The 18,383-nt window shown below is 68.1% G+C and carries 16 protein-coding genes; 5 read left to right on the forward strand and 11 right to left on the reverse strand.

The genetic code is table 11. The features are described from left to right. Positions 1-36: 36 nt before the first annotated feature. Both ASF54_RS03670 and ASF54_RS03675 read right to left on the reverse strand, forming a co-directional pair. A complete protein-coding gene (locus ASF54_RS03670) occupies positions 37-2,169 on the reverse strand; it encodes an Ig-like domain repeat protein (RefSeq protein ID WP_055958943.1) in 2,133 nt (710 codons plus the stop codon). Between the two features lie 125 nt (positions 2,170-2,294). Beyond that, positions 2,295-3,515: a HupE/UreJ family protein gene (locus tag ASF54_RS03675; protein WP_055958945.1), complete on the reverse strand. Its 1,221-nt coding sequence runs from the start codon at positions 3,513-3,515 to the stop codon at positions 2,295-2,297. 143 nt (positions 3,516-3,658) lie between these two features. Here ASF54_RS03675 and ASF54_RS03680 point away from each other — a divergent pair, with 143 nt between their 5' ends. Continuing rightward, positions 3,659-4,354, forward strand: coding sequence for a hypothetical protein (locus ASF54_RS03680; RefSeq protein WP_084816132.1), 696 nt, complete (start codon positions 3,659-3,661; stop codon positions 4,352-4,354). 42 nt (positions 4,355-4,396) lie between these two features. On the opposite strand, the gene ASF54_RS03685 is transcribed toward ASF54_RS03680, so the two are convergent. Beyond that, positions 4,397-5,635, reverse strand: coding sequence for an SLC13 family permease (locus tag ASF54_RS03685; RefSeq protein ID WP_326934335.1), 1,239 nt, complete (start codon positions 5,633-5,635; stop codon positions 4,397-4,399). Between the two features lie 22 nt (positions 5,636-5,657). Here ASF54_RS03685 and ASF54_RS03690 point away from each other — a divergent pair, with 22 nt between their 5' ends. Further along, the gene (locus ASF54_RS03690; protein WP_055958951.1) at positions 5,658-5,837 is read left to right on the forward strand and encodes a hypothetical protein; all 180 of its coding nucleotides are present in this window, start codon (positions 5,658-5,660) and stop codon (positions 5,835-5,837) included. A gap of 81 nt (positions 5,838-5,918) precedes the next feature. Here ASF54_RS03690 and ASF54_RS03695 read toward each other — a convergent pair whose 3' ends face one another. Both ASF54_RS03695 and ASF54_RS03700 read right to left on the reverse strand, forming a co-directional pair. Next, positions 5,919-7,085, reverse strand: a complete 1,167-nt coding sequence (locus ASF54_RS03695) for a mechanosensitive ion channel family protein (protein ID WP_055958953.1) — start codon at positions 7,083-7,085, stop codon at positions 5,919-5,921. A 19-nt stretch (positions 7,086-7,104) separates the two neighbouring features. Continuing rightward, positions 7,105-7,341: a hypothetical protein gene (locus tag ASF54_RS03700; protein ID WP_157510005.1), complete on the reverse strand. Its 237-nt coding sequence runs from the start codon at positions 7,339-7,341 to the stop codon at positions 7,105-7,107. Between the two features lie 147 nt (positions 7,342-7,488). On the opposite strand from ASF54_RS03700, the gene ASF54_RS03705 reads away from it, so the two are divergent. Next, positions 7,489-9,057 (forward strand): amino acid permease, encoded by a 1,569-nt coding sequence (locus tag ASF54_RS03705; protein WP_084815919.1) that lies wholly within the window; start codon positions 7,489-7,491, stop codon positions 9,055-9,057. A 120-nt stretch (positions 9,058-9,177) separates the two neighbouring features. Here the strand turns inward: ASF54_RS03705 and ASF54_RS03710 are convergent, their stop codons facing one another. Next, positions 9,178-10,179, reverse strand: coding sequence for a patatin-like phospholipase family protein (locus ASF54_RS03710; protein WP_162237092.1), 1,002 nt, complete (start codon positions 10,177-10,179; stop codon positions 9,178-9,180). 162 nt (positions 10,180-10,341) lie between these two features. On the opposite strand from ASF54_RS03710, the gene ASF54_RS03715 reads away from it, so the two are divergent. Together ASF54_RS03715 and ASF54_RS03720 are read left to right on the forward strand one after the other, a co-directional pair. Next, complete coding sequence (locus ASF54_RS03715; protein WP_162237093.1) at positions 10,342-10,980, forward strand: TetR/AcrR family transcriptional regulator; 639 nt, start codon at positions 10,342-10,344, stop codon at positions 10,978-10,980. Positions 10,981-11,070: 90 nt separating this feature from the next. Then, positions 11,071-13,686 (forward strand): MMPL family transporter, encoded by a 2,616-nt coding sequence (locus ASF54_RS03720; protein WP_055958960.1) that lies wholly within the window; start codon positions 11,071-11,073, stop codon positions 13,684-13,686. Between the two features lie 136 nt (positions 13,687-13,822). Here the strand turns inward: ASF54_RS03720 and ASF54_RS03725 are convergent, their stop codons facing one another. The 5 genes from ASF54_RS03725 to ASF54_RS03745 are packed head-to-tail and all read right to left on the reverse strand — an operon-like array spanning position 13,823 to position 18,097. Further along, positions 13,823-14,530 carry an anti-sigma factor family protein gene (locus ASF54_RS03725; protein WP_055958964.1) on the reverse strand — a complete coding sequence of 236 codons (708 nt, stop codon included), beginning with the start codon at positions 14,528-14,530 and terminating at the stop codon, positions 13,823-13,825. Next, on the reverse strand, positions 14,527-15,051 hold the full coding sequence (locus ASF54_RS03730) for a sigma-70 family RNA polymerase sigma factor (protein ID WP_055958967.1): 525 nt from the start codon (positions 15,049-15,051) through the stop codon (positions 14,527-14,529). The genes ASF54_RS03725 and ASF54_RS03730 overlap by 4 nt, the downstream gene beginning before the upstream one ends. A gap of 16 nt (positions 15,052-15,067) precedes the next feature. Then, positions 15,068-16,639 (reverse strand): FAD-dependent oxidoreductase, encoded by a 1,572-nt coding sequence (locus ASF54_RS03735; RefSeq protein ID WP_055958970.1) that lies wholly within the window; start codon positions 16,637-16,639, stop codon positions 15,068-15,070. Beyond that, on the reverse strand, positions 16,636-17,625 hold the full coding sequence (locus ASF54_RS03740) for an FAD:protein FMN transferase (RefSeq protein ID WP_084815922.1): 990 nt from the start codon (positions 17,623-17,625) through the stop codon (positions 16,636-16,638). The genes ASF54_RS03735 and ASF54_RS03740 overlap by 4 nt, the downstream gene beginning before the upstream one ends. Then, the gene (locus tag ASF54_RS03745; protein WP_084815923.1) at positions 17,612-18,097 is read right to left on the reverse strand and encodes a hypothetical protein; all 486 of its coding nucleotides are present in this window, start codon (positions 18,095-18,097) and stop codon (positions 17,612-17,614) included. Before ASF54_RS03745 ends, ASF54_RS03740 begins: the two co-directional genes overlap by 14 nt. Between the last annotated feature and the right edge of the window lie 286 nt (positions 18,098-18,383).

The raw sequence follows: 18,383 nt of genomic DNA on the forward strand, positions 1-18,383 counted from the left end.
CACTCTCGGCGACTCAGCGCCGTCGTGCCATTCGGGCTACTTGACCGTCACCGACAGCGTGGAGCTGGTGCTGGAGGCGATCTTGGGCGTCGCCGAGAAGACGACGTGCAGCTTGTGCGTGCCCTTCTTCAGCGAGACCGTTGCCGACCCGGTGCCGGACGCGATCGTGACCTTCTTGATCGATGTCGTGCCGTCCTTGATCGTCGCGGTGCCGCCGACCGTGAGGCCGGACGCCTTGACCGAGACGGTGACCTTCTTGGCCGAGTACTTCAGGGTCGTGGTCGAGGGAGCTTTGGTGACCGTGACCGCCGTGCTCTTCGACGCCGAGTCGGATCCTGAGTATTCCGAGTCGTTCGCGAACGACGCCGTGATGGCGTGGCTGCCGATCGCGAAGGTCTTCGGGAGCGTGAGGCTGGCCTTGCCGTTTGTCGCGGTCGCCGTGCCGAGCTTCGTGGTGCCCTCGAAGAAGGTGACCTCGCCGCCCTGCGTGCCGATTCCGCCCGAGACGGTCGCGGTGACAGTCACCGGCGAAGCCGACCCGTAGGCCTGCGACGACTTCGAGACGCTCACCGTGGTGGTGGTCGTCGGAAGCGCCCCGAGAAGCGTGAAGCTGTCGACGAGCGAACCGATCGCGGCCGGGTCGGCGGTGGCCGTCGGCTGAAGCGTGACGCCGCAGCTCGAGACCTTGCCGTTGACGACGGCCGAGTTCGGAGCGGAGCAGTCACCGGCCCGGACGGTGTCGACCTTGAGCTTCGAATCGGTGACCGACACCTTCGTGTAGGTGCGGACGTGCTCCTGGTTCTCGACCGAGTTGGCCCAGTGGCGCTTGCCGGTGGGGTCGAGCGGGTCGGCTCCGTAGCCGCCCTGGGTGGCGTCGGGCGTGGTGAGGTCGTAGTACTTCGAGCCGGAGGCCGAGTTAGCGGTCACGTAGATGACTCCGCCGGGGCCGGCGAAGACCTCGGGGGCTGCGGGCTGCTCGGCCTTGTTCGCCTTCTTGCCGTTCTTGATGGCGTAGCTGCGCGAGTAGCTGTGGTCGTGGCCCTGGAGCACGACGTCGACGCCGAGATCCGAGAAGGCCTTCGTGAAGTCGAAGCGACGCTGCTGGTTGTCGGTGTCGTTCGCGTGGTCGGCCGGCGAGTAGATCGAGTGGTGGTAGACGAGCGCGGTCCACTTCGCGTCGTCGCCATAGCGGTTGATGACGTCGCGGACGTAGCTCACGTGCTGAGCGTCGGAGCCGCCGGAGTAGGCGTTCGAGTTGATGTCGATGAACAGGACGCCCTTGTACATGTACCAGTAGTCGCCGCCCGAGGTCGTCGTCGTCGCGCCGCCCGGGTAGAAGTCTGGCACCTTGAGCGAGTTCGGCACCTTGTTGTGCTGCTCGTACGACTTGCCGCCCACGTCGTGGTTGCCGATCGTCGAAGCCCAGGGGTACTGCTTCAGGATGGACGAGCTGTCGGCGAAGGCGCCCCACTCGTACTCGTTGTTGGCGTGCTCGATCTGGTCGCCGCCCGAGACGAGGAGCTCGGCGTTCGGCGTGTTCGTGGTGGCGTAGTTGAGCGTCGCAGCCCAGCCGGCGCCGTCGTCGTCGGTGAAGCCCGACGAGCCGATCTGCGGGTCGCCGAAGAACAGGAAGTCGAAGTCACCCGAGAAGCTCTTCGTCGTGAACGTGTACGACGTCGACCAGGCGCTGCCGTCCGCCGCGCCGACGCGGTAGGTGTAGCTGGTGTTCGGCTGCAGGTCGGAGATCGTCGCGTGCGCGTTGATGTAGCCCGACTCCGCGGTGATGCCGGGGATCGACTTCGTGTTCGAGTCGGTGGTGCTCGTGTCGGCAGCCGTGTTCAGCGCCTTGCTGGCGGAGATGGTCTGCGCGGCCGGAGTGAAGGCGCCGCCGGTCATCTCGCTGGTCTTCTGAATCACGAGCGACTGGTCGACGTTCGTCGGGAAGTACCAGGAGGCGATGCGCTGGCTCTCAGTTGCGCCGACGCCGAGCAGAATGTGGATCGGCGCGCCAGTGGCCGAGATGTTGCTGGTGGGGGTGTTCGTGGCGGCTTCCGCCTGGCTGGTGCCGATGAAGGAGGCGCCGGCGAGCAGCGCTGCCCCGAGGAACACCCCGCCGACACGGAGTGAGGTCGATCTGCGCCGGCTGGCGGCGACTGTGGTGAAGCTCATGCGTATGGTCCGTTTCTCGTGATCAGAGGAGGTCATGCACGAAAGACTTTGCCGAAGCCGCACAAACGATAAGTAAACGCTGAATGGCCTTCTTGCACGGAACGCAGGATCCGGCCCGGCCGACCTCAGCCCGCGGCTACTCTCTCGACGAACCAGATCATCCCCATCACGAACACCCCCGCCGTGACGATGCCGGTCACGACGAGTGACGCCCGGTGTGCCCGCTTGCGGAGCACCGACAGGGGCGGGAACACGAGGACGATGATCGCCAGCTGGACCGCCTCGATTCCGACGTTGAAGATCAGCAGCGAGATCAGCAACTGCCCCGAGAACGCCTCGTGGATGCCCAGGGCTCCCGCGAAGCCGAGCCCGTGGATGAGGCCGAATCCGAAGACCACCGCGAGTCGGGACCAGCCGGCACGATCGAGGGCGAAGTGCCCTGCCGACGCCGGCACGACGAGCTCGTCGGCGCCGGAGCGACGACGCCAGAGCCGCCACAGATACCACCCGGCGACCGCAGCGATCGACAGGGCGATGAGCGGCTCCACGACGATCGACGGCGGACTGACGACGCCGAGAGCGGCGAGGATGAACGTGATGGAGTGCGCGACGGTGAACGCCGACGCGGCCAGGACGACCTCCCGGAGCCGACGCGATCCGGCGATCAGCGCGACGAGGAACAGCAGGTGGTCGATGCCGCCGAGGAGGTGCTCGGCCCCGAGGCGGAAGAACTCACCGAACCGCTGGAACGAGGTCTGCTCGGTCGAGAACGACTTCTGCTGAGCGTCGAGGGTCGCGGATCCTTGTTTCCCGTCGACGGCGTAGACCACGATCGTCTTGGTGCCGGTCACGAACGTCTCGCTGTCGGGAAAGAGCGTCGACGTGACCGTGTGCCCGCTCCGAGTCTTCGACGGGGCCGGGCAGCTGTAGTCGACGACGAGGTTCGCGTAGGGCACCTCGTCCTGGAGGTCGACGGTGACGTTCTTCTGCAGTTCGGCGGTGCACTGCTCGCCGCCGGCCGCCCTCACGCTGAACCGCTTCGACACGTAGTCGGCCAGGGCGTCGTGGTTCTGCTCCGCCGCCTCGACCATGCCGGGATAGTCGCCGTCGTCCCAGGCCTTCTGGCCCACGCGATAGAAGGCGTCGTCTTTCTCGCTGGTGCCCACCGACACCAGCGTCAGGTCGTACTCGAGGGCGAGCTTCGCCTGCACGCGCTCCGGCTCGGTCGACGAGACGTGCGCGTACACGACGGACGAGAATCCGTGGGCTGAGGCAGCCGAAGCGCCGACGAACACGGACGCCGCGAGGAGGGCGAGAAGGAGCAGGGCACTGCTGAGACGGGTCACTGGCAAGACGATTGCGCGTGCGGGTGGACGGGAGGGGAACAGTCGGTGACCGGCCCGCAGACAGATCGACGCTCGCCCCTTTCGCGCCCGATCGCCGTGATTGCATTGTGGCGATCACGCACCATCACACGTCGGGAGATCTCGTGAAGAGCCGCGCATTCCTCGCCCTGGGGCCGCTCGCCGTCACCGCGGCGCTCCTCCTCAGCGGGTGCGGCAGCGCACTGTCGCCCACCGGGATCGACTCGAACGGGACCGATTCGGCGCCAACCGTCACGAGCTCCGCCTCGGCGCTCGGTGCCGGTTTCTACGACCCCGACAAGCCGCCCGCGCCGGAAGGAACGCTCCGCCCCGAGCCCGGCTCGTGGGACGCCGTGCACCCGCCGGCCGGATACCGGGTCGTCCTCCTGTCGAGCGGAGACGACGCCGCGACACGAACGCTGGTCCGCTCGGTGAAGTCGTGGGCCTCCTCGGCTGATGTGAGGGTGACGCCCGTCGTCGCTTCGTCCGCTGACGACCGGCTCGCTGCCGTCACGAGAGCGGTCGAGAGGAAGGCCGACCTGGTGATCAGCGTCGGCAACGCCATGGTCGACCCGCTCGCCGCCCTCTCGCCCAGTGCCCTGCACCAGCAGTTCCTGGTGCTGGGCGCCGAGATCGCCGAGCCGACCTCGAACGTCACCGCGGCCGACTGGACCGGCGCTGGGTTCCGTGGCGAGGGTCTCGGCACCCCGAGCCACTACGACGCCTCGACGTTCACCGACGAGCGAGCGGGCCGGGCCTTGCGCGCGGGTATCGCCGCCGTGCTGAGCGACCTCAACGGCACTGTCGTGTGGGTGCGCTAGCGGATTCTTCGTTGACGTGACACGGCGGCGGAACGACGCCGACTAGAGGGCGACCAGCGCCAGGATCGACAGCGGCAGCATCACGACGGTGAGCACGAGGCCGGCGAGGATGAACCTCTTCCACGGCACCTCGACGTCGAGGGCGGCAAGTCGGCCGTGCCACAGCAGCGTCGCGAGCGAAGCCCACGGCGTCACGATGCAGCCGAGGTTGACGCCGATGAGGATCGCGACCAGCCGCAGCTCGGAGCCGCCGACCGGCTCGAGCGCCAGATAGGCGGGAAGGTTGTTGACGGCGTTGGCCGACAGGGCGGCGCCCCCCGACAGACGGAGCAGCGACCCGAAGTCGTCGCCGGTGCCCACCAAGTCGCCGAGCAGCCGAGCAAGCCCGAGCGCCTGAGCGGCCGCCACGACGAGGAAGAGACCGGACGCGAACAAGAGCGTTCCCCACGGCACCAGCGTGAGCTTCAATGCGGCCCGGCGCCGGATCGCGAACGCCACGACGAGCACGAGAGCGGCACCCGCCGCCGGAATCCAAACCTCGATGCCCGAGACCAGAGCCGGAACGAGCAGCACGACGACCACGGCCGCGACGACGAAGAGCGGCCGGTCGGAGGCGGGTTCGGACGAGACGGCCGGAAAACGCCCCGACAGCTCACGCCGGTAGCGGATCGCGATGGCGACGACCGGGACGAGGATCCCGACCGCCGCCGCGGGCCCGACCAATGCCGCGTACGAGAGCGGTGCGGGGTTGCCGAGCGCATGCACGGCCAGCAGGTTGGTCAGGTTCGACACCGGCAGCAGGAGCGATCCACAGTTCGCGATCCAGATGGCCGTAAAGGCGAACGGGAGCGGCGATGCTCCCACCCGGCGGGCCACGAGCACGACGACCGGCGTGAGCAGCACGGCGGTCGTGTCGAGCGACAGGAACACCGTGCAGAGCACGGAGAGCACGACGACCAGCAGCCAGAGCACCCACACTCGGCCGAGCGAGAAACGAGCCGCAGCGCTGGCAAGCCAGGCAAACAGACCCGCCTCGGCGGCGAGGTCGGCGACGATCGTCAGACCGATCACGAAACCGAGAACGGGGGCGACGCGGTCGAGGAGTTCGACGAGGGCGGAGGGCGACAGGATTCCCGTGAGCGCGGCGACGATGCCGACCACAGCGAGACCCGCGCCGATGAGGGCTGTCTTCATGAGAATTGAAACCCTAGTGGGTTGCGGTGTCGTGGGCGGACAGCGGCGATCGGGCAGGACGGGGCTGCGTCCGGGTACGCTCGGAATTCCTCGACTTTAGGAGTACTGCGTGCGCAAGTTTCTTTTCAACGGAGCCATCATCAGCGCGGCGTTCAGCGGCTTCAGCGCGCTGAAGGCCACGAAGAGCGGTCCGCGTGACTGGCGCCTCGTGCTGCTCTGGGTCGCCTGGGCCGCATCGACCGCGATCGCGGTCGGCAACGTCGTCGACGCGGCCAACGACGCCGACTGATCCAAGCGAGCGAACCGACGCGGTTCGGCCGAATCGACGTGGCGCGCCAGGTCGGTTGGGCCGAACCGCGTCGTTATGCGGCTAGACCTCGTCGCGATCGATCACGGGAATGGACGTCGTGAAGAGCGCGGCCCGGTCGGCGTCGGCGTTCTCGCCGGTGAAGAGGGCCGACTCCCCCGCGGTCGACTTCGGCTTCGCGCCGCGCGGTGCGACCTCCTGCTCGGCCATCTGCACGCGGGTGCGCGGCATCGACTGCGGGCTGTGCTCGTGCATCCACGAGATCAGCTCTTCACGCACGAGGCACCGCAGGTCGAACAACGATGCGGAGTCGACCGCCGATACGAGAATGCGCACGTGCACGAAACCCCCCACGGCGTCCGTCACCTGCAGCACCTTGACACGCTGATCCCACAGCTCGGTGGAGTCGAGGATCCGGTCGAGCTCCTGTCGCATCGATCCCGGCGTCACTCTCCAGTCGAGGTCGAAGTCGACCGAGCCGAGCAACTCCGAGTTGCGCCTCGTCCAGCTCTGGAACGGGGTCGTCGTGAAGTACGTCGAGGGCAGCACCATGCGGCGGTCGTCCCAGATGTGGACGACGACATAGGTGAGGGTGATCTCTTCGATGCGGCCCCACTCGGTCTCGACGACCACGACGTCGTCGACCCGCAGCGCATCACTGAAGGCGAGCTGAATCCCGGCGAAGACGTTCGCGAGAGTCGACTGGGCCGCGAGACCGGCGATCACCGAGACGAGGCCGGCGCTCGCCAGGACGCTGGCGCCGACGGCCTCGACGCCCGGGAAGCCGAGCAGGATCGCGCCACCCGCGATGATCACGATCAACGCGACCGTCAGACGCCGGATGATCAGCACCTGCGTGCGCAGACGCCGGGCGACCCGGTTGTCGGGCTGATCGAGACGGTAGCGGGCGAGCCCGAGGTCTTCGAAGAAGATGGCCAAGGATCCGATGAGCCACGCCACGACGACGATCAACAGGCACCGGAACACCTGGGCCACGATCTCGTGCCCCAGGTATTTCGGTGCCACGTCGTCCATCGACAGCGAGAACGCGATCCACACGAGGGCCACCAGCAGGGTCACTCGGAACGGCCGACGCACCCGTGCGACGAGGCGCGACGCCCACTCCTCCCTCTTGGCGACGAGCTTGAACACGAGGGAGACGATCGCCGACACCACGAAGGCGATCACGACGGCCGCGGCCACGGACAGGACGGGCTGTAACCAGGTCATCGACCCAGCCTACGGAGTACTAGATCGAGCGAGGGCGCAGCCGCAGAGCCTCGAGCGCCAGGCCGCGAGTCGCGTAGGTTCCGACGAGCTGCGCGGATGCCAGATGTACCCCGCGGAGGGCGGCGAAGCCGTTCCACTGCGAGCGGACGTAACCGAGCACCTGGCCGGGCACGGAGAACTGCGCGAGGTCGTCGGAGAGAGCGCGAGTGCTGATGGAGACGGGGCGGCGGGGCCGGTCGAGGGGAGCTAGTGACACGCTCATCAACCTAGTGACGGCGTCTTCGAGAACGCCCGTTTTCTCCAAGACGTTTGCCGGGTTGTCACCCGGTGCCCGCTGAGAACCACCCCGCGGATCCTGAAATGCCGACTGGCGGCGAGCCTGGAATACTTGTACCGTGCCGCAATGACGACCCCCACCACGGGGGGCACTGGCTCCCCGAAAAAGGCAGCCGGCCCCGACAGCACGGCGAATGACGAGTTCGTCGCCCAAGACTTCTCGCACGAGCAGGAGGGCTTTCATCAAGGCCTGAAGCCGCGCCAGTTGCAGATGATCGCCATCGGCGGCGCGATCGGCACCGGGCTGTTCCTCGGCGCCGGCGGGCGCCTCGCGACGGCGGGCCCGGCCCTCGCGATCGTGTTCGCCATCTGCGGCGTGTTCGCGTTCTTCATCCTGCGCGCGCTCGGCGAGCTGGTGCTGCATCGCCCGTCGTCCGGCTCGTTCATCTCGTACGCCCGCGAGTTCTTCGGTGAGAAGTTCGCCTACGCGGCCGGCTGGATGTACTTCTTGAACTGGGCGATGACCGCCATCGTCGACACCACCGCTGTAGCCCTCTACCTGCAGTACTGGAGTGCCTTCACGTCGGCGCCCCAGTGGCTTCTCGCGCTCATCGCGCTGGCCGTGGTGCTCAGCCTGAATCTCGTGGCCGTGAAGGTCTTCGGCGAGATGGAGTTCTGGTTCGCTCTCATCAAGGTCACGGCCCTCGTGATCTTCTTGATCATCGGCGTCGTCTGGCTCGCTGCAGCGTTCCCGGTCACGCAAGACGGCAACAGCATCGACACCGGTCTCGCCGTGCTCCGCGACAACGGAGGCATCCTCCCGAAGGGTCTGCTGCCGGCCGTCCTGATCATCCAGGGCGTCGTGTTCGCCTACGCGGCGATCGAGCTCGTCGGCACGGCTTCCGGCGAGACGCAGAATCCCGAGAAGGTCGTGCCTCGGGCGATCAACACGGTCATCATCCGCATCGCTGTCTTCTACGTCGGCTCGCTCGTGCTGCTCTCACTCCTCCTCCCCTACACGTCGTATAAGGCCGGCGAGAGCCCGTTCGTCACCTTCTTCGGCAGCCTCGGCAACCCCCAGGTCGGCGAGATCGCCGGCTCGATCATGAACTTCGTCGTGCTGACCGCGGCTCTGTCGAGCCTCAACGCCGGCCTGTACTCGACCGGTCGCGTGCTGCACTCGATGGGCATGAACGGCTCTGCCCCGAAGTTCACGACGGTCATGTCGAAGGGCGGGGTGCCCTATGGCGGAATCCTGCTCACCGCGGCCATCACGCTCCTCGGCGTCGGCCTCAACGCGATCGTGCCCGACCAGGCGTTCGAGATCGTGCTGAACGTCTCGGCCCTCGGCATCGTGACGGCGTGGGCGACGATCATCCTGTGTCAGATGAAGTTCCGCCAGTTCGTCAAGGAGGGCAAGGCGAAAGCGCCCACCTTCCGGATGCCCGGTGCGCCTTACACCTCGTGGATCACCCTGGCGTTCCTCGTCGCAGTGCTGGTGCTGATGGCCATCGACTGGCCGATCGGCACCATCACGGTCGCCTCGCTCGTCATCATCATTCCGCTACTGATCCTCGGCTGGTTCTTGCAGCGCGACCGGATCCTGCAGATCGCCGCGATCCGCGAGGGCGTCACCGGCCCCTTCCCCATCACCGGACGCGACCCGGGCCAGCAGGCGAAGCGCGACGGCGAGTAGTTCCCTGACCCCCGCCTCCGAATTCGAAGGAGAAACAGCGCCCGGCCGACGACTCCATGCCGATCGGGGGCCGCTGCCTCGCGTTTTTCCTTCAAATTCGGACGGGGCGGGGCGGGCGGGTCAGGCGTCGCGGGGCACCCCGGCGATGATCGAGGCATAGTCGCCGGCCTTCCACTTCTCGTAGTCCCAGCAGCGCACGAACTTCTCCCCCGCGGCGACTCCGCGCCGGTACAGCACGTCCTTGTCGACAGCCGACAGATCGAACTGGATCGAGGAGTACCCGGTCGTGTCGACGAAGACGGTACGGGAGGCGAACGAAGGATCCGCGACATAGACGCGATCATGCGCACCGATCAGGGTCCGTGCGACCGACACCGCGAATGCGAAGATCGAACGCGCCTCCCCGGGTTTCTCGGCGCCTGCCGCCTCCCGGGCGGACAGCTTGATGCCGAGGGTCGGCCAGCGCGCCGATCGCCCGTCGTGCCGGTCGAAGATCGCGATCGGGTAGTTGGAGAGGAGCCCGCCATCGACGACGAGAGCGCGGCCGAGCCGCTTCGGCCGGAAGAAGAAGGGAATCGACGCGGACGCGGTGACGGCATCGGCGACGAGCATCGTGTCGGGGTCGATGCCGAGCTGGTCGCGGACGTCCCACGGCACGCGCAGCATGCGGCCGGCCGAGACGTTGGAGGTGACGACGACGAGCCGGTAGCGGCGCTCGGCAGGCAGGGCGCTGTCGGGATCCTCGTCTCTCAGATCGGCCCATGTCTCGACACCCTTAGCCGCGAGCTTCTCCGCGATCCACGTGCGGAGAAATGCGGTCCGGTACAGTCCGCGACGGAACACCAGGCCGAAAGCGGCGCCGACAGTGGCGGCTCCGGGAACGACACGCCAGGGCAGCGGCAGATCGCGGAAGCGGCGGAAGTCGAGCTCGTCCATGACGGTCTTGAGCTCTCCGACCGAGTACCCGGCGGCGAGGAGCGCGGCCACGATGGCTCCGGCACTGGAACCGGCGTAGCGCTGGAACACGTAGGGGTCGTCGCCGGACTGGAGGGCCGCGACCGCGCCGACCAGACCGGATCCTTTGACTCCCCCACCTTCGAGAACGAGATCGGCCATTGGCATGGGCTGACGATCGCCCACAGCTAAGGATCTGTCAACTGCTGGTCGAGGGTGAGCAAGATCGACGGGGTCTTCCTGCGAATCGCATGCATGCTTGTGCACTCGGTGCATCGATGCACCTAGTGTGAACGGGTGCCCGACGCTCGCCCCTCATCCGCTGCCCCGGTGACCACCGCACCCGATCGCCGAGCAGCCCTCAAGGCGCGACACCGTGCGGCCATTCTCGAGGCTGCCAAGTCGCTCGTCGCGGAACGCTCCGGGCCCTTCTTCAGCGCCGACGAACTGGCCGAACGCGCCGACATCGCCCGGCGCACCGTGTTCAACCACTTCGCGTCGATCGACGAGATCCTCCTGACGCTCTGCGCCGAGATCCTCGACGTGATCATCGACGACTTCGTGTCGGCCGTGGCGACCCGGCCGGTCGGAGCCGACACGCTTCTCGCCCTGTTCGACGAGATCACTGCCAGCCTCGAGTCGACCGACCTGCCGGCGACGATCGCCAGCATAGGCCGCCTGCTCGGCGCGCCCGACGTCGACGATCCGCGCGGCGACACGCTCAGCGACGAGGCGTTCACCCGAGTGGCCGAGAGACTGCTGGTCGAAGCCTCCCGCCGCCACCCCGGGGTCGACGACCTGGACGTCGAGATCCTGGTCCACTCGCTGATGAGCGGCGTCCTGGTCATCGCGAAACGCTGGGTGCTGCTCTGCGGCGTCCGGCTCGACGACGACTCGCGAAGCCAGTGGCGACACCTGTTGAACCGCCTCACGAGCACACTCCGATCCGGCTACTCTTCGGGCTCCTGACCTATTCGTCCGTCGCCAGACGGCTCCCCGGGGTTCACCGGCGCACCCCACCTCCTCCACCGCACAGAACTGAAAGGCTCGGGCTCCACAATGGCCGGTCTCCTCTACCGTCTCGGGCGCTTTTCGGCGCGCCGACACTGGGTCGTCATCGTCGCCTGGATCGTGATCATCGGTCTCGCCGGTGTCGGGTTCTCGCTCTTCAAGGGCACGATCTCGTCGTCGATCAGCATTCCCGGCACGGCTACCGAGAAGGTGACGAACCAGCTCGCCGATGAGTTCCCGAAGGCCTCGGGCGGGTCGGGCAGCGTCGTCTTCGAGACCGACGACGGCAAGGCGTTCACGTCGACCGAGAAGTCCGACATCTCGGCGTGGCTGAAAGACGTCGGCGACATGTCGGGAGTCAAAGCGACCACCGATCCGTTCACGACGCAGGCGCAGCTCGACGACGGCAAGCAGAAGATCGTCGATGGTCGTGCGCAGATCGCCGACGCGAAGACGACCCTCGCCGACTCGCAGGATCAGCTCGACGCCGGCACGACCCAGCTCGCCGGCGCCCAGAAGCAGCTCGACTCCGCGGTCGCTCAGGCCAAGGCCGCCGGTCAGTACGCGGCCGCGAAGGCCCAGCTCGACCAGCAGCAGTCGGTGCTCGACTCGCAGACCGCGACCCTCGAGGCCAACCAGAAGAAGATCGATGAGGGCACCGCCAAGCTCGAGGCCCAGAGCACCACGCTCGAACTGAACTCGAAGGTGCTCGACCTCTCGTCGAACATCCGCTTCGTCTCGAAAGACGACACCACCGCCGTCGGCTCCGTCCAGTTCACCACCGGAACCTACGAGGTCGACCCCGACCTCAAGACCGCGATCGTCGAGAAGTCCGACAAGGGCATCGACGGCGTGCACGTGTACGTCTCGAGCGACATCGCCGCGGGCGTGCCGAGCATCGTGGGGCCGGGCGAGGTGGTCGGCGTGATCGTGGCGGCCATCGTGCTGCTGATCATGCTGTCGACCATCATCGGCGCCATCCTGCCGCTCCTCAGCGCGGTCGTCGGACTGGGCGCATCCGTACTCGGCGCCATGGCGTTCTCGGGCGTGGTCGAGTTCAACTCGGTCACGACGGTGCTCGGCATCATGCTGGGTCTCGCCGTCGGCATCGACTACTCCCTCTTCATCCTCAACAGGCACCGCAAGCAGCTCAAGCAGGGCATGGAGCTGCACGAGTCGATCGGCCTCGCCAACGGCACCTCGGGTAACGCCGTCGTCTTCGCCGGCTCGACCGTGATCGTGGCGCTCCTCGCGCTCAACGTCACCGGCATTCCGTTCCTCGGCCTGATGGGCACGGTCGGCGCTGCGGCGGTTCTCGTGGCAATCCTCGTGGCAATCACGTTCACGCCGGCGATGCTCTCTTTGGTGGGCATCCGGATCCTGCGCAAGAAAGAGCGCGCGGCCATCGGCAACACCGGCTCGACCCGGGTGCCGAACTCGCCGATGAAGACCTGGCGCGCCGTCGTCACCCTCATCGTCGGGGTCGTCGTGCTCGGCGTCGTCGCCCTGCCCGCCATGCAGATGCGGCTCGGCCTGCCCGACGGCTCGTCGGAGGCCACCGATTCCAGCCAGTACAAGGCCTACAAGGCCCTCGAGAAGGAGTTCGGTGCCGGGCAGAACAGCCCGCTGGTCGTCGTGGCGAATCTGCCAGAGAAGGCGACCGGCGACGACCTCCTGAAGCAGGAGATCACGGTCGGCGATGCCATCTCGGCCAAGAGCGACGTGTCGGCGGTCGTGCCGATCGGCGCCTCGAACGACGGCACGCTCGTGGCGTTCCAGGTCGTGCCGAAGGGCGGCCCGTCGAGCCAATCGACCGAGACCCTCGTGCACGCTCTGCGCGACATGTCGCCCGTCACGTCCGACTCCGGTGACATCACCCTCGGTGTCGCGGGCAACGCCAGCGCCAACATCGACGTCTCGGAGAAGCTCGCCACCGCGCTGCCGATCTACCTCGTGCTCGTGGTCGGGCTGTCGCTGCTGATCCTGATCCTCGTGTTCCGTTCGATCCTCGTGCCGCTGACCGCGACCGCCGGCTTCGTGCTCTCGCTGCTCGCGACCTTCGGCGCCCTCACCGCGGTCTACCAGTTCGGCTGGGCCAGCGCAGTGTTCGGCGTGCACGACCCCGCCCCGATCCTGAGCTTCCTGCCCGTGATCGAGGTCGGTGTGCTGTTCGGTCTCGCGATGGACTACCAACTGTTCCTGGTGTCGGGCATGCGCGAGGCGTACGCCCACGGCGCCCCCGCCAAGATCGCGGTTCAGCGCGGCCTCTACGCCGGTCGCGCCGTCGTGACGGCCGCGGCGATCATCATGATCTCGGTGTTCTCCGGCTTCATCTTCTCGGAGTCGTCGACAATCCGCCCGATCGGCTTCGGGCTCGCCTTCGGTGTGCTCCTCGACGCCTTCGTCGTGCGCATGCTGCTGATCCCGGCGGCGATGCACCTGCTCGGCAAGTCGGCCTGGTGGTTCCCGAAGTGGCTCGACCGCATCGTGCCCGACGTCGATGTGGAAGGCGCGAAGCTCGAGCGCTCGCACCCCGATGCCGAGACGGCTGGCGAGGGATCCTCGGCCGCTCCGGGCTCGCATGCTCACGCTCACGCCGCACCGGCACCCGTCGACGCGCCGAGCTCGGCGCCGCACGAGCCGCACCCGACCCACCGCGCCTAGCCGGACCTGGCCGCCCCCCGCTTGCAAATTCGAAGGAAAAGCACCCCGCCGGAACCGGAAACATCAGGATCCGGCGGGGTGCTGCACGCGTTTCTCCTTCAAATTCGAAGGCGGCAGCGACGACGCGGGGCGCGAGCTATTCGAAGTGACGCGTCGCGAGCGGCACGGTGCTGCCCGTCACGGTGATCGACACGGCCCGGATCGACGACGCGGGAATAGCGGTCGCCGCCGTCAGACCCGTCGCCTTCCCGCCGATCGCCTGCCACGAGGCCACGACGGTCTGGGCGCCGCTGTCGTCGGTCACGAGGAGGTCGTACGACCCCGATCCGCCCTTCCACGCCGTGGCATACGAGCACTCCCAGTCGAGACGTGAGCCCCACTTCGTCGAGGCGAGGGCGATGTCGGCGGTGACTTGGCTTCCGCCCGCGGGCGTCATGGCGGCAGAGGGTCCCGAGGATCCTGATGCCCCCGCCGTGAGGCCTCCCAGCGTGTAGCCGCCGACGACCAGCGCGACGACTGCTGCCGCCGCGACGAGGCTCGCTCCGACACGGCGGCGACGTCGACGGGCCGAGACGCGAGCGGCGAGTGCCTGCACCGTGCAGGTGCCGGCGGCGACGTCGTGGGTCGGCTCGTCGTCGAGCAGCGCCACCGCCTCGTCGACCGAGATCGATCGGAGCAGGCCTGGCAGGCGGGCGAGATCGGCGACGTCATCGCGCGCCGCCGGGTGCTCGTCGAGGTACGCCTCGTATTCGAGGCTCTCGGCGGGGGTCAGCGCTCCGAGCACGTAGGCGGCGTCCCAGCGCCTCGGATGATCTCCGGGAACCGATCCGGGGTGATTCGTCATTGGGTCACTCCTCGTTCTTGCAGTGCCAGCCGGAGGGCCCGCAGGCCGTAGTGCAGGCGCGATTTGATCGTTCCCTCGGGAACGCCGGCCTGCGCGGCCAGCTCGGCAATCGGCAGCCCTAGGTGATAGGCGCCGATCACGACGGCCCGATGCTCGCGGCTGAGCGATTTGAGGGCGTCTTGCAGCAACCACTTCGACAGGCTGGCGTCGGTCTCGTCCGGGCTGGCGCGCTCGGGCACGAGCTCCGCCTGGATCTCGTGCCGACTCCTGGCGCTGCGAGCTTCGTCGACCGAGAGGTTGCGCGCGACGGTGAACAGCCACCGGCGCGCGGCCAGGTCGTCCGATTCGAGCAGCGAGTGGTTCTTCCAGAGCCGCAGCAGCGACTCCTGCACGATGTCTTCGGCGAGAGCGGGATCGCTGGTGAGCCGGGCGACGTACCGGTGGAGCGCGGGCGCATGCGCGTCGTGGACCGCCTGGAGCAGCGCTCCGCGGTCGCCGCGCGGCGTTCGTTTCTCGGGCATGGTCGCCTCCTGCGTCTCAGTATCCGGTGAAGGCGTCGGTGACGACGCGTTTCACACCCGAGGAGCGCAGGATCCGGCGCACGCCGCTCACGAGCCGCGGCGATCCCGCCACGTAGGCGCGCCTCGACCCGGCGTCCGGCACGGTGCTCTGCAGCAGGTCGGCGGTGAGGGGCCCGCTCCCGCCGTAGGTCCACCCGGCGGGAAGCGCCGACGGGCTCTCCGGTGCAAGAAGGACGCCGCGGAGCCGACCGCCGAGGGGCAGCTCGTCGAGGTAGGCGGCCTCGTCGGACGTCGACACCGAGTAGATCACCACGGCGTCGGTGGAGGCGGACCGGGCCTGCACGTCGCGAAGATGACTGACGAACGGCGTGATGCCGATGCCTCCGGCGACGAGCAGGAGCGGAACCGACTCGTCGCGCGGCAGGAGGAAGTCGCCGCCCACGAGGGTTCCGGTGACTCGCTCGCCGGGGTCGAGGTCGAGAAGCCGGGTCTTGAAGCTGCTCGAACGATCAGCGGTCTTGATGCCGAAGCGGACGACGTCGCGCTCGGAGGGCGGCGACACGATGCTGAAGGTGCGTCGCTGACCCCGGGTGTCGGCACCGGAGTGCGGCAGGCCGAGCTCTAGGTACTGGCCGGCCTGGAAACGGATCGGCTTCCTTGGGCGGAACGACAGCTCCCAGCTCGACGGCGACAGTCGACGCCGCTCGACGAACTCCAACCGCACACCGCGGCGCTGCCCGACGGCGAACGCCAGGATGTTCCCGATGACGAGGGCGAGCTCGTAAGTGCCGTAGAGCGGACCGAAGTGGAACGGAACGGCGAAGAGCACGCCGACGACCACGGCCAACGCGAGCTGCTGCCAGCGACGGGGCGGCAGCGTCAGGGGCTCGGTCAGCATGAATCCGGCGAAGAACACGATCGGCGACGAGAGCACGGCCGCCGAGAGAGCCGCCGACAGCGAACTGCCGAACGACAACCCGGCGAGGGTCACGCCGACCGTGGCGACCACGACGAAGACGGCTCCGAGCGGCAGCTTGCGGGTGCGGTGGAGAATGACGAGGGCGGCCACGAGAACGACCGGGAGCAGAGCCGGAGCGCCGACCCACCACCCGGGGAAGGCCGCCGGCAGCGCGACGCTGATCACGACGGCGGCGAACGCGGCCGGGTTGACCACGTGGCGTCCGCGAACGGCCAGCAGGTACTTCGACGCCGAGGCGATCACGCCGGCGAGGGCGACCGCTCCCACGCTGAGGGTCGTCAGCGACGGCTGGAAGAGCAGCAGCAGGATCAGCGCCGTGACGAGCGACGACTCGGTGTGCGGTCGGACGCGGAAGACCAGCGCGAACAGCCGATTGCTGACGAGCGTTGCGACGACGACCGCCGCGCCGTTCGCCAAAATCGCGAGAGGCTCGTAGGCGATGAGTCCGGCGGCGCTCGTCACGAGGGCAGCCGCGACCACGACCAGCAGTGCGATGAGCACGAGCCGGTACATGGTGACGCGGGCGGTGACGGAGTCGAGCCAGGTCGAGAGGCTCCGGGGCGATCGGCCGAGCGACGCCCGGGCCGCGGAGGGCGAGGTGGCGGTCATGCGAAGAGCACCGCCTCGAACACGGGAGAGGCCTCGACGACCGGGCCGCGGAGGATCCTGAGCCCCTCGAACCGATCACCGACCCCCGCGGCTCGCAGCTCGTCGACTCCGCCGAAGAACAGCGCCGTCGCCAGACCGTCGGCCTCGAGCGCCGTCGGCGCCAGCGCCCAGGTGGCGAGAACGTCACGGGTCGGCTCGCCGGTGCGCGCGTCGAGGATGTGGTGGAGACCGTCACCCCAGGTGCGGCGGTTCGGCGCCGAAGCGGCCAGTGCGGCGTTGTCGAGTTCGATGACGCCGATGGCGAGCGACGGGTCGTCGGGGTGCTCCAGGGCGACCCGGGCCGGCGTGGCACCACGGTGCAGCAGGTCTCCCCCGGCATCGACGACGTACTCGTCGACCCCGAAAGACCGAAGGATCCCGGCCACCAGATCGACGAGGTAACCCTTGCCGGCCGCCCCGATGTCGAGCATCACGGGCTCGCGGGTGGTGAGCACCCGACCGTCCCAGGTCGCCGCGTCGCTCCAGGCGGGAACGCCCACCGGGTCGGCCGACGCGACCAGCGAGTAGGCGGCGTCGTAGCCGAGACCCTCGAGGCGGCGCCCCACCAGGGGGTTGACGCTGCCGTCGGTCGCGCGGTCGAGCCGGGCGTAGAGGTCGAGCAAGGGCGCAGCATCGGCCGGAAGGACGTACTGCCCCGGAGTGCGGGCGATCGCGCTCACCAGCGAGTCGGCACGGAAACGCGACCAGTCGCGGTCGAACCGCTCGATGCGCTCGGCGATCGCGCGGCGCACGTCCGCGGGGAGCGCGCGATCGGTCGTGATGTGCCACACGGTGCCGATCGCCTCGAAGCGATGCTGGCCGGGCGCGTCGAGAACGGCCGGTGCGTCGAGCTCTGCGAGCACGGCCGGCGCCTCGAGCACGTCCGGTGCCTCCAGCACGTCCGGTGCCTCGAGCACGGCTGGTGCCAGCACGTCAGGCCTTGGCATCGGTCTTGATCTTGCCGAGGGCGTCGGCGAAACCCTGGCTGGTGAGCGACGAGCCCGCCACGTTGGTGACGTTGAGGTCGTCGATCTTCTTGCCGACGACGGCGTCGCCGATGCCACCGATGAACTTGTTCTGGTACTGCGTCGCCGTGGGATCGGCCTTGACGGTCTTCACGGTGACGGCCTTGACCGCGTCGCTCGCGATCACGAGGTTCACGCTGATGACCTCTTTGCCGCCGGGCGACGAGTAGGTGCCCTGCTCGGTGTACGAGCCGTCCTTGTAGGCGCCGGATGTGGTGGCCGTGCCGCTCGTAGCGCCAGAACCGGCCGCGGGCGTGGTGGTGGTGGCGGCCGGGGCGGATCCTGCGGTTCCTGATCCGGCGTCGGCGGTGCCGGTGCTGGCGCATCCGGCGAGCACGCCGATCGCCGAGAGGCCGGTCATGGTCAGAAGTGCTGCTCGGGTACGGGGGGCCATCGGGGTCTCTTCTCGTCTGGGGCGGAACCGCTGTCACCCGTACGACGAGGTAGCGCACCGGAAGGTTCACACGAGGCGGAATTTGTTTTTGATTCCGAATTCGAAGGAGAAACCTGCGGCCGGCAACGTGGGCATCAGGATCCGGCGGGGTGCGGCGCGCGTTTCTCCTTCGAATTTGCAGAGGGCACCGCCGTGTTACGCGGTGAGTCAGCGCGATTGGGCCTCGCCGGGAGCAGCGGGCAGGGTTGAGGCCTCGGATCAGCACGAGACCATTCCCCGCTCACAC

It is taken from the genome of Frondihabitans sp. Leaf304 (genome assembly GCF_001423105.1).
Taxonomy (GTDB): domain Bacteria; phylum Actinomycetota; class Actinomycetes; order Actinomycetales; family Microbacteriaceae; genus Frondihabitans.

Excerpts from the sequence above, each read along its gene's own strand:
- ASF54_RS03670 (WP_055958943.1), bottom strand. The coding sequence starts at position 2,169 with ATGAGCTTCACCACAGTCGCCGCCAGCCGGCGCAGATCGACCTCACTC.
- ASF54_RS03695 (WP_055958953.1), bottom strand. The coding sequence starts at position 7,085 with ATGACCTGGTTACAGCCCGTCCTGTCCGTGGCCGCGGCCGTCGTGATC.
- ASF54_RS03705 (WP_084815919.1), top strand. The coding sequence starts at position 7,489 with ATGACGACCCCCACCACGGGGGGCACTGGCTCCCCGAAAAAGGCAGCC.
- ASF54_RS03710 (WP_162237092.1), bottom strand. The coding sequence starts at position 10,179 with ATGCCAATGGCCGATCTCGTTCTCGAAGGTGGGGGAGTCAAAGGATCC.
- ASF54_RS03720 (WP_055958960.1), top strand. The coding sequence starts at position 11,071 with ATGGCCGGTCTCCTCTACCGTCTCGGGCGCTTTTCGGCGCGCCGACAC.
- ASF54_RS03725 (WP_055958964.1), bottom strand. The coding sequence starts at position 14,530 with ATGACGAATCACCCCGGATCGGTTCCCGGAGATCATCCGAGGCGCTGG.
- ASF54_RS03730 (WP_055958967.1), bottom strand. The coding sequence starts at position 15,051 with ATGCCCGAGAAACGAACGCCGCGCGGCGACCGCGGAGCGCTGCTCCAG.
- ASF54_RS03735 (WP_055958970.1), bottom strand. The coding sequence starts at position 16,639 with ATGACCGCCACCTCGCCCTCCGCGGCCCGGGCGTCGCTCGGCCGATCG.
- ASF54_RS03740 (WP_084815922.1), bottom strand. The coding sequence starts at position 17,625 with ATGCCAAGGCCTGACGTGCTGGCACCAGCCGTGCTCGAGGCACCGGAC.
- ASF54_RS03745 (WP_084815923.1), bottom strand. The coding sequence starts at position 18,097 with ATGGCCCCCCGTACCCGAGCAGCACTTCTGACCATGACCGGCCTCTCG.